The sequence below is a fragment of the Nocardia sp. NPDC003269 genome (genome assembly GCF_042888005.1).
In the GTDB taxonomy this organism is placed as follows: Bacteria; Actinomycetota; Actinomycetes; order Mycobacteriales; family Mycobacteriaceae; genus Nocardia.
Map to the genome: position 1 here is coordinate 1,112,158 of NZ_JBIAPA010000003.1, position 14,130 is coordinate 1,126,287.

Annotated in this window: 13 protein-coding genes; 7 read left to right on the plus strand and 6 right to left on the minus strand. The window is 70.5% G+C overall.

The annotated features are described in order from the left end of the window. On the minus strand, positions 1–1,038 hold the full coding sequence (locus tag ACFYWJ_RS25170; protein ID WP_355282012.1) for an NrtA/SsuA/CpmA family ABC transporter substrate-binding protein: 1,038 nt from the start codon (positions 1,036–1,038) through the stop codon (positions 1–3). 215 nt (positions 1,039–1,253) lie between these two features. On the opposite strand from ACFYWJ_RS25170, the gene ACFYWJ_RS25175 reads away from it, so the two are divergent. The 3 genes from ACFYWJ_RS25175 to ACFYWJ_RS25185 all read left to right on the plus strand — a co-directional run bounded on the left by ACFYWJ_RS25175 (position 1,254) and on the right by ACFYWJ_RS25185 (position 4,399). Beyond that, complete coding sequence (locus tag ACFYWJ_RS25175; protein ID WP_355282009.1) at positions 1,254–2,003, plus strand: IclR family transcriptional regulator; 750 nt, start codon at positions 1,254–1,256, stop codon at positions 2,001–2,003. A gap of 113 nt (positions 2,004–2,116) precedes the next feature. Further along, positions 2,117–3,550, plus strand: coding sequence for an MDR family MFS transporter (locus tag ACFYWJ_RS25180; RefSeq protein WP_355282122.1), 1,434 nt, complete (start codon positions 2,117–2,119; stop codon positions 3,548–3,550). 57 nt (positions 3,551–3,607) lie between these two features. Next, positions 3,608–4,399, plus strand: coding sequence for a class I SAM-dependent methyltransferase (locus tag ACFYWJ_RS25185; protein ID WP_355282006.1), 792 nt, complete (start codon positions 3,608–3,610; stop codon positions 4,397–4,399). A gap of 4 nt (positions 4,400–4,403) precedes the next feature. Here the strand turns inward: ACFYWJ_RS25185 and ACFYWJ_RS25190 are convergent, their stop codons facing one another. Then, on the minus strand, positions 4,404–5,411 hold the full coding sequence (locus ACFYWJ_RS25190; protein ID WP_355282003.1) for a hypothetical protein: 1,008 nt from the start codon (positions 5,409–5,411) through the stop codon (positions 4,404–4,406). 133 nt (positions 5,412–5,544) lie between these two features. Continuing rightward, positions 5,545–6,960 (minus strand): amino acid permease, encoded by a 1,416-nt coding sequence (locus ACFYWJ_RS25195; RefSeq protein ID WP_355282000.1) that lies wholly within the window; start codon positions 6,958–6,960, stop codon positions 5,545–5,547. A 146-nt stretch (positions 6,961–7,106) separates the two neighbouring features. On the opposite strand from ACFYWJ_RS25195, the gene ACFYWJ_RS25200 reads away from it, so the two are divergent. After that, complete coding sequence (locus ACFYWJ_RS25200) at positions 7,107–8,099, plus strand: LLM class flavin-dependent oxidoreductase (RefSeq protein WP_355281997.1); 993 nt, start codon at positions 7,107–7,109, stop codon at positions 8,097–8,099. A 12-nt stretch (positions 8,100–8,111) separates the two neighbouring features. On the opposite strand, the gene ACFYWJ_RS25205 is transcribed toward ACFYWJ_RS25200, so the two are convergent. Beyond that, positions 8,112–8,939, minus strand: coding sequence for an NADPH-dependent oxidoreductase (locus tag ACFYWJ_RS25205; RefSeq protein ID WP_355281994.1), 828 nt, complete (start codon positions 8,937–8,939; stop codon positions 8,112–8,114). 133 nt (positions 8,940–9,072) lie between these two features. Between ACFYWJ_RS25205 and ACFYWJ_RS25210 the strand changes: the two genes are divergently transcribed. Then, positions 9,073–9,678: a pyridoxamine 5'-phosphate oxidase family protein gene (locus ACFYWJ_RS25210; protein ID WP_355281991.1), complete on the plus strand. Its 606-nt coding sequence runs from the start codon at positions 9,073–9,075 to the stop codon at positions 9,676–9,678. A 9-nt stretch (positions 9,679–9,687) separates the two neighbouring features. After that, positions 9,688–10,434 carry a M50 family metallopeptidase gene (locus ACFYWJ_RS25215; protein ID WP_355281988.1) on the plus strand — a complete coding sequence of 249 codons (747 nt, stop codon included), beginning with the start codon at positions 9,688–9,690 and terminating at the stop codon, positions 10,432–10,434. Here the strand turns inward: ACFYWJ_RS25215 and ACFYWJ_RS25220 are convergent. Then, a complete protein-coding gene (locus ACFYWJ_RS25220) occupies positions 10,425–10,907 on the minus strand; it encodes a gluconokinase (protein ID WP_355282119.1) in 483 nt (160 codons plus the stop codon). The genes ACFYWJ_RS25215 and ACFYWJ_RS25220 overlap by 10 nt on opposite strands. Before the next feature lie 122 nt (positions 10,908–11,029). Continuing rightward, the gene (locus ACFYWJ_RS25225) at positions 11,030–13,069 is read right to left on the minus strand and encodes a CocE/NonD family hydrolase (protein ID WP_355281985.1); all 2,040 of its coding nucleotides are present in this window, start codon (positions 13,067–13,069) and stop codon (positions 11,030–11,032) included. Between the two features lie 254 nt (positions 13,070–13,323). On the opposite strand from ACFYWJ_RS25225, the gene ACFYWJ_RS25230 reads away from it, so the two are divergent. Next, on the plus strand, positions 13,324–14,124 hold the full coding sequence (locus ACFYWJ_RS25230) for a VOC family protein (RefSeq protein ID WP_355281983.1): 801 nt from the start codon (positions 13,324–13,326) through the stop codon (positions 14,122–14,124). Positions 14,125–14,130: the final 6 nt, after the last annotated feature.

Sequence of the window (14,130 nt, forward strand, 5' to 3'; positions counted from 1 at the left end):
TCACTTGTCCTTCAGTGCGGCCAGCTGCTCCGGGCTGAGCTTGGAGCGCAGGTCGTAGAAGATGTCGGTGGCGGCGATGCGGCGGCTGATCACGCCGTTGTCGGCGAAGGTGTTCACGACGTCGGCGAGGTCGGTGGCGTCGGATTCGGCCGGCAGGCGCGGCACGGTGACCTCACCGCCGACCCGGATGGCGTCGGCGAGGCGATCACCGGTCAGCGCGCGCGGACCGGTCTTCTCGAAGACGTTCTCGAAGTCGGCGGGTGCGGCCTTCTGCTTCGCGGTGAGTCCCTGCAGGACTTCCAGGTACTTGGCGGCGACGTCGGGCCGCTGGTCGAGGACCTCGGTGCGGAACACGACGACGGTGTTGTCGTGCGAGCCGATCGCCTTCTCGGTGACGATCTCGCGCGCGCCCGCGGCCTTGGCCTCCTGGTAGGGCACCAGGAACGAGGCCCAGGCGTCGACCTTGCCGGTGGCGAAGGCCGAGGCGGCGTCCTTCTGCTGCAGCGGGACCCTGGTCACCTTGTCGGCCGGAATTCCCGCCTGGGCGAGGGCTTTCAGGGTGATGTACTCGCCCTTGCCGGCGGGATTCACCGCGATCCGCTTGCCCACCAGCCCGGCCACCGAGGTCACCCCGGACTCGGGCGTCACGACGATGCCGCTCTGATCCTGACCGGCGGGGTCGGCCACGGCGACGATCTTCACGCCGACGTCCTTGGACAGCGCACCGACCACGGGGCTGAAGGCGGCACCCGAGACGTCGAGCTCCTCGGTGTTGAACAGCTTCAGCATCGAGCTGAAACCCGGTGTGGTGTTGACCCATTGGATCTTCGCGCCGAGCGGAGCCAGCGCCGCGTCGAAGGTGCCGTCGCGCTTGCCGACCGCGAGCGGTCCGGTGTTGCCCGGATCGGTGACCTTGAGAACGAACGAGGCCTGCGCGCCCGGTTCGGGCGTGGAGCCGGAGCCACACGCCGCGACGAGGGCGACGACGGGGACGATCGCGAGCGCGATCCTCGAGAAGGCCGGCAGCCTGCGGGACATCGGGGCTCCTGTGTTCGGGGAAGGGCGGGTGGTGCTTTCGCAGCGTAGGAGTGGACAGGGCACCGAACGAGGTATGTCTTTCCAGGGATCGGAAAGCTTGACAGCCGCCGATCCCGCAATCTATGGCCGCTTTCCGCGACAAACCCGCCCGCTCTTTCCGAATAACGGAAAATGGGCACGGTTCCCGCGCGTCACGCTGTGTTACCGTCGGCTCCGTGGAGACCTCCAGCGTGCAGACCGTGACCCGGGCCCTGTCGGTACTCGATTGCTTCCGCGGGGGCGAGGAACGGGGCGTCTCCGAGGTCGCGCGCGCCCAGGGCCTGGCGGTGAGCACCACCCACCGGCTGCTCGGCGCCCTGGTGCAGGCCGGATTCCTGGAGAAGGACGCCGAATCCAGCCGCTACCGGATGGGCGGCGCGCTGGCCGAGTACGGGCAGATCGCCTACCGCCAGCACAAGATCTATCTCGCCGAGCCGTATCTCGAGCAGCTGGCGGCGACCACCGGCGCCACCGGTTCCGTCGCCACCCGCCACGGCATCCACGCCGTCCTGCTCGGCACCAGCCGCTGGCGCGAGAGCGACGGGCACGAATTGCAGGGCGTTCGGCTGCCGCTGCACGCGAGCGCCCTCGGCAAGGCGCTGCTGGCGTGGTCCGAGGTCGACGACGACGAATTGCGTTCCCTCCCTTACGAAGAGGGCACCGAGCGATCCGTGTCGAACGCCGCGGAGATGCGTGCGGAACTGGTCGCGACCCGGGCACGGGGATACGCGTTCAACGATCGGGAGCTCGATCCGGGATTCCGCACCATCGGTCTGCCGATCCTCGACCCGCAGGGCCGGTGCCGCTTCGCGCTCGGTCTGCGCGGCCCGGTCACGCTGATGATCGACGAGCGCGTGCCGTTCTTCGTCGAACTCGCCAAGGTCACCGCGGCCGACATCGCCGCCACCTTCGCCGCCGCGGACTGACCCCCCCCCCCCCCCCCCCGCACCCGCACCCGCACCCGCACCCGTTCGGGTCCGTCCGAATTCCTGGGACGATACTTTGTATTTGTTTAGTTGAGCTCATGAAGGGAGCCCTGGTGGCGACCGATACCGCACGTCCCGCGGTCGGGCTGCGCTCCGACCGCGGCGCGATCCTGGCCTCGCTGATGATGTCGACGAGCCTGGTCGCGCTGGATTCGACGATCATCGCCACCGGCGTGCTGACCATCACCGCCGATCTGGGTGGCTTCGCGCTGTTCCCCTGGTTGTTCTCGATCTATCTGCTCACCCAGGCGGTGACGGTGCCGATCTACGGCAAGATCGCCGATACCGTCGGGCGCAAGCCGGTGATCCTGTTCGGGATCGCGGTGTTCGCGCTGGGCTCGCTGCTGTGCGGACTCGCGACGAGCATGGTGGCGCTGATCGTGTTCCGGGCGATCCAGGGCATCGGCGCGGGCGCGATCCAGCCGATGACGATGGTCATCGCGTCGGATCTGTACACGCTGCCCGAGCGAGCCAAGGTGCAGGGCTATCTGGCCGGGGTGTGGGCCGGATCGGCGGTGCTCGGTCCGCTGGTCGGTGGCGCCTTCGCCGATTTCGCCAGCTGGCGCTGGATCTTCCTGGTCAATCTGCCGCTGGCGGCGCTGGCCGGAGTGATGCTGCTGCGCAACTTCACCGAGACCACCCCGCGCCGGGCGCGCGGGCAGGTCGACTACCTCGGCGCGGCCCTGCTCACCCTCGGTGCGGGCGCGCTGATCCTCGCGCTGCTCGAGGGCGGTCAAGCGTGGGCGTGGAACTCCCCCACGAGCCTGACCCTGTTCGTCGGCAGCGCCGTGGTGCTGGTCGTCTTCGCCTTCGCCGAGCACCGCACCGCGAATCCGATTCTGCCGCTGTGGATCTTCACCCGCCGGGTGGTGGTCGCGGCGAGCGCGGTGTCGATGCTGATCGGCGCGATCGTGCTCGGCCTCACCTCGTACGTGCCGACCTTCGCCCAGGGCGTGCTCGGCACCACCGCCACCCTCGCCGGACTCACCGTCGGCGCCTTGACCATCGGCTGGCCGATCACCGCGTCCCAGGCGGGCCGGTTCTACCTGCGCCTCGGCTTCCGGACGACGGCACTGATCGGCAGCGCGATCGCGGTCGTCGGCTGCGTGGCGCTGTTGCCGATCGGCGATCAGGCCAGTCCGTGGCAGCTGGCCTGCGCCTGTTTCCTCATCGGCGCGGGCATGGGCCTGGTGGCCAATCCGACCCTGATCGCCGCCCAGACCGACGCGGCCTGGTCCGAACGCGGCGTCGTCACCTCGGCGACCATGTTCGCCCGCTCGATCGGCAGCGCGGTCGGCGTCGCCGTGTTCGGCGCGATCGTGAACGCCCAGGTGAGTGCGGTCGACCGCCCGGATCCCGGCGAACTCGCCGACGCCATCCACCTGGTGTTCGTGACGCTGCTGGCGATGTCGATCGTGCTGCTGGCCGCCGCGGCCACCATGCCCGGAGCACGACCCGCGCCCGCCACGGCCGATCGGATCGACTGATCGATCCGCCGGATCTGTGCGGCATCGCCGGGAGAAAGTACCGGTAGGGTCGAGATCGTGTGGGGAATAGGGGATTCGGCGGATCCGGCAACGCGGCGCACGAGCCGGGCGAGTTCGTTCGGGGCACAGGCCGCGGTGTACGCCGAACATCGGCCGGACTATCCGGCAGCCGCGATCCGATGGGCGTTGCAGCCGGTCGGGCGGACCGACGTGACCGTCCTCGACCTGGGCGCGGGCACCGGCAAGCTCACCGACGGCCTGTTGGCGGCCGGGGCCGAGGTGATCGCCGTCGAACCCGATGCGGCGATGCTCGCCGAACTGGTGCGACGGTATCCCTCGGTCACCGCGCTGTCCGGTGCGGCAGAAGCGATTCCGCTCCCTGACTGCTCGGTGGACGCGGTGGTCGCCGGGCAGGCGTTCCACTGGTTCGATCAAGACCGCGCGTTCCCCGAGATCGCCCGGGTCCTGCGGCCCGGCGGCGTGTTCGCGGCGTTCTGGAACACCGACGACACCAGCGCCGAGTGGGTGGCCGGACTCCAGCGCGTCTCCCGCTCGGAGGTGTCGTTCACCCCCTCCGACGAGGAGGAGAAGCTGCCCGCGCACCAGTTGTTCGCGACGTTCGAGAAGTCCGAGTTCCCACACAGCCAGCGGCGCACCGCGGAATCGCTGGTGACCACCATCGGCACCCATTCGCACACCGTGGTGATCCCGGCGGAGCAGCGAACGGCTCTACTCGACCGCATCCGGGCCTACCTGCGCGCGACTCCGGAGACCGCCGAGGGCGAGTTCGACTTCCCGTTGCGCACCGAGGTGATCCGGGCCGTGCTGCGCGAATCACCTCGGCGCTGAGCGGTCAGCTCGCGCGTTCCGCCAGGCCGCGCACCACATCGACGACCTCGCCCGGGGCGAACTCGACGACCCGCCGCACCCGCGAATTCGCCACGGGCGCGAGGTCGACGACGATCGGAGCGCCCGCGCCCGCCTGAGCGATCGCGGTGATCCGGTCCTGTAAGAAGCCACCGTCGGGGACGCCGACGCGGATGACGTCGCCGACCGCGAGCGCCTCGGCCCGGACCGGGCCACCGGCCGCCGCCGCGGGGTCGAACGTGCCGCAGCGGGTGTGCCCGGTGGTCGCGCCGAGCCCGCGTTCGGCGATCGTCCACCACACCGGCGCTTCCGGTTCGCCCGCGCCGACGCGCGTGTGCCAGGCCAGGACCCGGTCGCGTTCGGCCTCGGCGGCCGCGCGGGTCTCGTGCAGGGAGACCTGCCTGCGGACCGGGGCGTTGCGGGAGCGGGTGGTGCCCGCCGCGCCGTCGACCACCAGGATCCAGCGCGCGCCCACGGCGTCGTCGCGGCGGGCCGAGACCCGTTTGGCCAGGGCCAGTCCCGGTGTCGCGCCCAGCTGGTCGGCCGCCTCCTCGATACTCCCGACCAGCCCGAGCGAGCGCAGCAGCTCGGCGGCCGACAGCTCCGAGGTGCCCAGTTCCTGCGCCAGCGCCGTCATCGGCGTGCGCCGGCGCCAGCCGATCCGGGCGCAGTGTTCGTGCCGGGTGAACCACAGTCCGCTGCGGGTGCGCCGGTGCTGATCGACCACCACCGCCCACCAATCCCATTCCGGCTCGGCCACCAGCCGACCGCGAATCCAGCGTTCCCGCTCGGCCGTCGGCACCCGGTCCTCGGGTGGCACGAAGTTGCGCAGGGCGGCGCGCACCGCGGATTCGGTGCGCCCCACCGTCTTCGCGGTGCGCGCCAGGTCGGCCCCCGCGCGCAGATCGTCGGCCAGGACCCGGTATTCCGATTCCCGCCAGGTGGTCCCATGCCTGCTCGGTGGCTGCAGATCGCCCCGGTCGTCGTCACTCATCCCCGTGCCCCCGTTCTCGCACCGCCCGGCCACACTCGCCCCGGGCTCGTTTGTGTGACCCTTCGACGATACCGGTGGGGTATGACAGAAAACGCTTGTCTGCCAGCGGCTTTCCAGCAAACGGGGGTCGCGGTCAGCCGGTGTGCGCGACGCCGCGGCGGCCGAAGGCGTAGTAGCCCAGGCACACCAGCGCCGCCCAGACCGCCCCGACCACCAGCGCGGTGCGCCCGCCGTCGGTCCACAGCAGCAGCACCACGACCAGACCGAGGAAGCCCAGTGCGGCCCAGGTGGTCACAGGCGCGCCGGGCAGCCGGTAGTCACTGGCGGGCAGCTCACCGGCCCGCACCTTGGCGCGATACTTCAGGTGGCACACCAGGATCACGCCCCACACCACGATGATGCCGACGGTACTGACCGAGGTGATGTAGGCGAACGCCTTGTCCGGCGAGACCAGGTTGACCACGACACCGATCACCATCGCCGCCGCCGAGGCGCAGATGCCGGTGAACGGCACCGACTGCTTGCTCAGCTTCGCGAAACCGCCCGGCGCCTCGTCCCGCAGCGCGAGGCTGCGCAGCATCCGACCGGTGGAGTAGATGCCGGAGTTGCACGACGACAGTGCCGCGGTGAGCAGCACGAAGTTGATGATGCCCGCGGCGGCGGGAATGCCGATCTGCTCGAACACCTCGACGAACGGACTCCGGCCGGCGTGGAAGGTACGCCAGCTCGCCACCGACATGATCACCACGAGCGCGCCGACATAGAACAGGCCGATGCGGAACGGCAGGGTGTTGATCGCCTTGCGCAGTGTGGCCTTCGGATCGCGGGCCTCCCCCGCCGTCACGCCCACCAGTTCGACACCGACGTAGGCGAACACGACGATCTGCAGCACCAGCAGGGTCTGCCCGAAGCCGTTCGGGAACACGCCGCCGTCGGCCCACAGGTTGGTCACGGTCGGGTTCGTGGCGTGGCCGAAGCCGAACACGAGCACACCGATGCCGATCAAGATCATCGCCAGGATCGCGGTGACCTTGATGGCCGAGAACCAGAACTCGCCCTCACCGAAGATCCGCACCGAGATCAGGTTCGCGGCGAACAGCACCGCCAGCACCACCAGCGCGGTCACCCACTGCGGGATGGCGAACCAGTACTGCACGTATTTGCCCGCGACGGTGATCTCGGCCATGCAGGTCGACACCCACACCGCCCAGTACGACCAGCCGGTCGCGAAACCGGCGAAGCGGCCGAGGAATTCGTGCGCGTATTCGGCGAAGCTGCCCGACACCGGCCGATAGGTCAGCAACTCACCGAGCGCGCGCATGATGACGAAGATCGCCAGGCCCGCGGCCAGGTAGGCCAGGATCAACGACGGCCCGGCCTGCTCGATCGCGGCGCCGGAGCCGTAGAACAGGCCGGTGCCGATCGCGCCGCCGATGGCGATCATCTGGATGGTGCGCGGGCTCAGGCCGCGCGCGTAGCCCTCCGATTCGGTCGTCGGAGTGGGCGCCTGCACGGCTGCGGTGGATAGCCCGGGGCCGTCAGCTGACATGGATCGTGTCCTTCCGTCGCGTCGATCAGTCCTGCACGCTACCGCCCGGCAACCGTGGCACCGGTCACCCCCACCGGGGCGCGGAAATACCGGCCGTCCCGCCCGGGTTGCCCCTTGCGGGGGTTGGATCACTGTCGAGGAGGCTCATGAGCGCGGTCACGCTGTCGGTTCTGGATCTGGCGCCGGTACAAGCCGACGTGAGCGCGGGCGAGGCACTGCACGCGACGACGCGGCTGGCCCAGCACGCGGAGGAACTGGGCTTTCGCCGATTCTGGGTGGCCGAGCACCACAACATGCCCGGCATCGCCAGTTCGGCGCCCGCGGTGGTGCTGGCCCATCTGGCCGCCTCGACCTCGCGGATCCGGGTCGGTTCGGGCGGGGTGATGCTGCCCAACCATCCGCCGCTGGTGGTGGCCGAGCAGTTCGGCACGCTCGAGGCGCTGCATCCCGGCCGGATCGATCTCGGCATCGGCCGCGCGCCCGGCACCGATCCGGTGACCGCGCGCGCTCTGCGTCGCAGCGCCGAGGGACTCGGGGGCGAATCGTTCCCGCGCGAGCTCACCGCGCTGATCGGGTTCTTCCGCGGCGCCGACGCCGAGGGCATCGTCGCCAGCCCCGGCCGCGGCATCGAACCGGCGGTGTGGCTGCTCGGCTCGAGCGGCTACAGCGCCCAGGTCGCCGCGATGCTCGGGCTGCCGTTCGCGTTCGCCCATCACATCGCCCCGGAGAACACGGCCCCGGCGCTCGCGCTCTATCGCGACAACTTCCGGCCCTCGGACACGTTGCGCGAGCCCTACACGATCGTGGCCGCCTCGGCGATCTGCGCCGACACCGATGCCGAGGCCGACCGGCTCGCCGCGCCCCGCGATCTCGCCTTCGCCCAGCTGCGCGCGGGCCGCCCGCAGGCCTTGGCGACCCCGGAGCAGGCCGCGGCCTTCCCCGGCAGCGACGCGGAGCGCCGCTTCGCCGAGCAGCGCAAGGCCGGTCAGCTCCAGGGCTCGCCGGACACGGTGCGCGCGCAGGCCGCCGAGCTGCTCGCCGCCACCGCGCCCGACGAGCTCATGCTCAACACCCTGGTCTACGACATCGACGCCAGGATCCGCTCGCTCGAGCTCAGCAGCAAGGCGATCAACGGCTGAGCCCGGATCGGCTCAGAGCAGCCGGAATCCCCTGGTGCGCAACGACTCCCGGAGCCGGTGGCGGCCGTTGAGCGAGGCCACCGTGGCGAGCCGGGCCAGCACCCGCTCGGTCCACGAGAACGGCAGGCCCTGCTCGGAGTAGATCTCGCCGATGCGCTCCTCGTAGGCGTCGATCGCCGCGCGCTGACCGGCCAGGTCGTAGGTCTCCTGGTGCAGCACGGCGGCCTGCGGCAGGCGCGGCTTCACCCGGGTGCCCTCGGCCGGGTCGGGATGGCCGACGACCAGGCCGAACACCGCGAAGACGTGGTCGGGCAGCCCCAGTTCGGCGGCCACCCGCTCGGGATCGTTGCGCAGCGCGCCGATGTAGACGGTGCCGAGCCCGAGGGATTCGGCGGCGACCACCGCGTTCTGTGCCGCGAGCGCCGCGTCGACGAAACCGACGTAGCTGGATTCGAGGTAGTCCGCGCCCTCCAGCGGCACCCCGCGATCGTCGGCCAGCTGACGCAGCCGGGCGAAGTCCGCGGTCCACACCAGCAGCACCGGGGCCTGCACGATGTGCTCCTGACCGCCCGCGATCTCGGCGAGACGGGCCTTGCGCGCCGGATCACGCACCTCCACGACGCTCCACACCTGCAGGTTCGACGAGGTCGCCGCGGACTGCGCGGCCGAGACCAGCAGCCGGATCGTCGCGGGCGACACCGGATCGGGCAGGTACCGGCGCACCGATTTGTGGCTGTGCAGCACCTCCAGCACCGGGTTCCACTGTTCGGGAACCTCGGTCGCCGGATCGGCGTAGCGCTGCTGCACGAGGTGGACGGGGCTGGGGGCGGTCTGCGTCATCCCGCCATCGTCGCCGCACCGGCCCGGCGCGTCTGCGGTAACCCTCACCGTGAACCGAACGGAGGTCCCGGGACGGCCGATCGATACAGTGGGGAGGGGGAGCCCGCCGACGGGTGGGACGAGGGAGCGCGTCATGGGCAAGATCTTCGACCGGATCGACGACAAGTTACGGGCCTTCATCGGCGAGCAGCCGATCTTCTTCGTCGGCACCGCGCCCTCCGACGGCGGCCACGTCAACGTCTCCCCCAAGGGTTATCGCGACACCTTCGCCGTGCTCGACGAGCACACCGTCGCCTACCTGGATCTGTTCGGCAGCGGCGCGGAGACGATCGCGCACCTGCGCGACAACGGGCGGATCACCGTCATGTTCTGTTCTTTCGCTCGCACCGCCCGCATCCTGCGGCTGTTCGGCACCGGCCGGATCGTCCGGCCCGACTCGGCCGAATTCGACACGCTGCGTGCGCGATTCGGTACCGAGCACCCGGGTATCCGGGCGATCGTCGCGATTTCGGTGGACCGGATCGCCGACTCGTGCGGGTGGTCGGTGCCCTATCTCGAACTGGTCGAGGAACGGTCCATCCTGGACGAGGCGCACGCGCGCCGCACCGACGCCGATTTCGCCCGGCGGATCGCCGGCGACAACGCCACCAGCATCGACGGACTGCCCGCGCTGGAACCGGATCACCCGCTGCCGTCCCAGGTCACGCGGGAACGCACGCCGCACGCCGTGGACGGCTAAAGTGCGGCGGTGAACACCGGATCCGCCAGCTCGCTGCTCGACCGTCTCCTCGCCACCCAACCCGCGCCCGCCTGGTGGCTGGTGCTGGCCACCGCCGCCGTCGCGCTCGTCCTGGTCGGGTACCGGCCGCTGTGGCGGCTCACCAGGGCCGCGGTCACCGTGGCGCACGAGGGCGGGCACGCGCTGGTCGCCCTGCTCACCGGCCGCAGGCTGCACGCGATCACCCTGCACACCGACACCTCCGGCCTGACCGTGTCCAGCGGGAAGCCGACCGGTCCGGGCATGATCCTCACCGCGGCCGCGGGCTACCCGGCGCCCGCGCTGCTCGGGCTCGGCTACGCGGCGCTGCTCGGCTCGGGCCGGGTGACGCTGATGCTGTGGGCGACCCTGCTGATGCTGGCCGCCGTCCTGATCAAGGTCCGCAACATCTACGGACTGCTGACCGTCGCCGTGCTCGGCGCGCTGGTGTTCGGGGTGTCCTGGTTCGGCACCGACCAGATGCAGGCCGCGTTCGCATATCTGGCCGCCTGGTTCCTGCTGGCCGCGGCGGTCCGCCCGGTGATCGAACTGCAGCGCAGCCGCCGCAGGCAGCCCGGCCAGACCGCCTCCGACGCCGACCAGCTGGCCCGGCTCACCCATCTGCCCGCCCTCCTGTGGGTGGGGATCTTCACCGTGCTGTGTCTGGCCGCGCTGGTCGTCGGTGGGGCGCTGCTGCTGGCGCCGGTGCAGCAGCTACACCCGCTGCTTCAGCGGTGAGCGGCGTGCCAGGCCGCGACGGCCTCGGTGACGAGGAGGGTCGGCGGCTCGAGCGCGTTCAGGGTGATGCCCGCTTCGTCGGGCTGTAGCGGTTCCAGCGTGTCCAGCTGGGAGTCGAGCAGGGCCGTCGGCATGAAGTGGCCGAGCCTGCCGGTCATCCGGCGCAGTAGCTCCGCGCGGCCCGCGGCCAGGTGCACGAAGTAGGTGTTCGGCGCGCCGCGGCGCAGCCGGTCCCGATAGGCGCGACGCAGCGCCGAGCACGCGGCGACCCCGCCGGATTCCTGATGCTCGCCCAGCCAGCCAGCGACGAGATCGAGCCACGGGGCGCGGTCCTCGTCGGTCAGCGGGATCCCCGCCGCCATCTTCTCGATATTGGCGATGGGGTGGAAGTCGTCGCCCTCGGCATAGGGCACCCCCAGCCGTTCGGCCGTGAGCGCGCCGACGGTCGTCTTGCCGCACCCGGACACGCCCATCACCACGATGACGGGTTGCACCACACCGACCTCCTCGTCCGAGCCACTGCCCTCCAGGCTCACACACCGGTCCGGAACCGGGTCGGGGAAACGCCGTACCGGTGATCGATTCCGTCGCGGGCTCAGGGAATGGGACGGTCGGTGGGCAGGTTGACGAAGCTCGGCGCGGCCGGGTCCAGCCGCAGGTGCTGGGGTTCCATCCCGCTGGCGTTCAGCATCGGCCGGAACGGCAGCGCCTTGGGCGCGTTGCCCGCGTAGACATCGATGCGCAGGCGGTGTCCGGGCGCCAGGACCGCCTGGGTCGGGATGACGGCGACGTCGAGATCGGTGGGCGCGCCCGGCACCACGGGCAGCAGATGGTCGACGGTGAGCGGATTGAACGGTGCGGTGAGGTCGCCGTTGACCGAGCGGGCGCTGCGCCGTTCGTCGATGGCGCGCATCGACGTGGTGAGCTGGCCGGTGGTCAGCACGGTCGAGGTGCCGTCGGGCGCCACATCGTTGACGGTGACGTTCCAGAACCCGTCGGTGCTGTCGTGCACGGTGTTGAGCCGCACGTTGATCGGGCCCGAGATCACCGTCTGCTCGGTGAGCGGGGCACTGGTGAAGGTGAGCGCGTTGCGTTCGGCGATCCGGGAGTCCTTCGCGCAGGTGTCCAGTGCCGCGGCCATCCCGGCCGAGCCCTGGGCCGCGTCGCGGGAGCACATCGTGCTCAGACCCGGTGCGACGGTGAGGTTCTCGGTGGCCGACGGCCCGGTGGCACTGAGCGATCCGTCGTGCAGGCTGTCCTCGGTGCTGCCGCTGGGCGCCGCCGAGAAATAGACGCGGCGGTGCGTGACGCCCGGCATCGGGAACTCCGGCAGCGTGATCCAGCTACCGCCCTGCTGTTTCACCGTCACCGGGCCGAAACCGTCCACGCCGCTGTCGATGTCCTTGAGCCACTTGTCGAACCATGCCCGCTGCAGCACGTCCAAGCGCGGCGGCGCACCCGGAACACCGGTGCCCGCACCGGGATTGGCGTGATAGGTGTCGCCGACGACGAGCTGCTTGCGGCCCGCGGGCAGCGGGATCTGCTCGTAGAGTTTGGTCGCGCTGTTGGCGAAGATGTCGTGCCAGCCGCCGTAGACGAACGTCGGCACGGTGACCTGCTCCGGACGCCCCATGATCGCCTCGCGGAACGCGGAGGTGTCGTCGAGGGCACCGTCGAGCGCGGGCGGCATGTTCGACAGCGACGGGGTGAGCAGCGACTGGGCGAGCAGGTCGAAATTGGTGGTCGGGTCGGCGAGGCGATCGTGGAACCAGGTCCAGTCGAAGGTGCCGTCTGCCATCGAGGCCACATCGGGCACGAGCTTGAGCTGGTTCACCGAGTTCAGCCACAGCGGCAGGAAGGTGGTGCCGACGCCGCCACCGGGCGCGACCACATCGCGCATCAGGTCGCTGCCCGGTTCCACGGGGAAGATGGCCTGCAGCGCGGCGGGCGCGTTCTCGGCCGCGCGCAGCTGGTTGATGCCGGAGTAGGAGCCGCCGCTCATCCCGATCCGCCCGTTCGACCACGGCTGGTGCGCCGCCCAGTCGATCACCTCGCGGGTGTCGAGTTGTTCGCGCGCGCCGAGGGTGTCCCATTTGCCTTGCGACAGCCCGGTTCCGCGCACGTCGGCGACGACGACGGTGTATCCGCTGCTGATCAGCTTGCGGTCGACACCGAGCATGGTCTGGATCATGCCGCCGTCGAGCGCCTGCATGAGGTCGCCGAACCCGCTGATCGGGGTGGCCGACAGGTTCAGCCTGCGCACGATGTCGACGGCGGTGGCCTGCAGACCGGGGATGGCGGCGGCGGATTCGATCAGGCCGGTCATCAACTTCGAGTAGGGCGTCAGGCTGACGATCGTCGGCAGCGGCCGCTGCTCGATCTCGCCCGCCGCGTTCGCGGGCCGGTAGATGTCGGCCTTGAGCACGACGCCGTCGCTCATGGTGATCTGCGTGCCGCGCTCCACCCGCACCTCGGGGTAGGCGGCAGGCCCGTCGTGCAGGGCCGTCCAGCGCGCCGCGGGCGGTTCGGCCGGCTCACCCGCCGCCGGTCCGCCGCCACATCCGAGCACGACCGTCACCGCGAGGATCGTCACCAGCATCCGGACGAGCCCGCGTTCGGAACCTCTCACTGCCATTGTGTGTCGCTCCCCGACCGGTTCGTTCGTCTCCACTGTTGACCTAGCCGCCGCACGATCGAGCGCGGAAACTGTAACAGGGGTAACGACCCGAGGCGGCCAGCGTCGGCCCGCTCGGGCTGTCGCAGTGAAGACGTGTTGTTCCAGTTCAGCGCGCCGCGGGGTCCACGCGACTGTCGGTGGCCGGTGGTTGACTGGCACCCGCCGGCGCGGATCCGGCCGGCTTCCATCCATCGCCGAGGAGGACGTTCGACATGCCCACACGTGACGAAGCTTGGCCGCAGGGCACGCCCTGCTGGATCGACTGTCAGGTCGACGACACCACCGCCGCCCGTGACTTCTACAGCGCGCTGTTCGGCTGGGACATCCAGGACAGCCCGGCCGAGGCGGGCGGGTATCTGATGGCCATGCTCGACGGCAGGCCCGCCGCCGGGATCGGACCGAAACCCGACGGCATGCCGATGCCCTCGGCCTGGACCACCTACTTCGCGGCCGAGCGCGCCGACGAGATCGCCGAGAAGGTGAGCAAGGCGGGCGGCCAGGTGTTCATGCCGCCGTTCGACGTGCTCGACGTGGGCCGCATGTTCATCGGCGCCGACCCGACCGGCGGAGTGTTCGGTGTCTGGGAAGCCAAGGCGCACACCGGCGCCGGGGTCTACAACCAACACGGCGCCTACTGCTGGAACGAACTGCACACCGGCGGCTACGACCAGGCGCACGACTTCTACAACACGGTGTTCGGCTGGCACTACACCGAGATCGGTGACGGTGAGAACTTCGTCTACTCCACCTTCGCGCTGCCCGGTGAGACGCACACCATCGGCGGGGTGATGGACGCGTCCGCGCTGGGCACCCCCACCTACTGGCTCACCTGGATCCAGGTCGACGGTGCCGACGCGGCCCTGGCCAAGGCCACCGAGCTGGGTGCGAAGGTGATCATGGGCCCCGACGACAGCCCGTTCGGGCGGATGGGCATCGTGCAGGCACCCCAGGGCGAGGTGTTCGGCGTCATCGATCCCGCCGAGGCCGTGGGTGAGGTCCCCACCGGTTCCTGAGGCCGG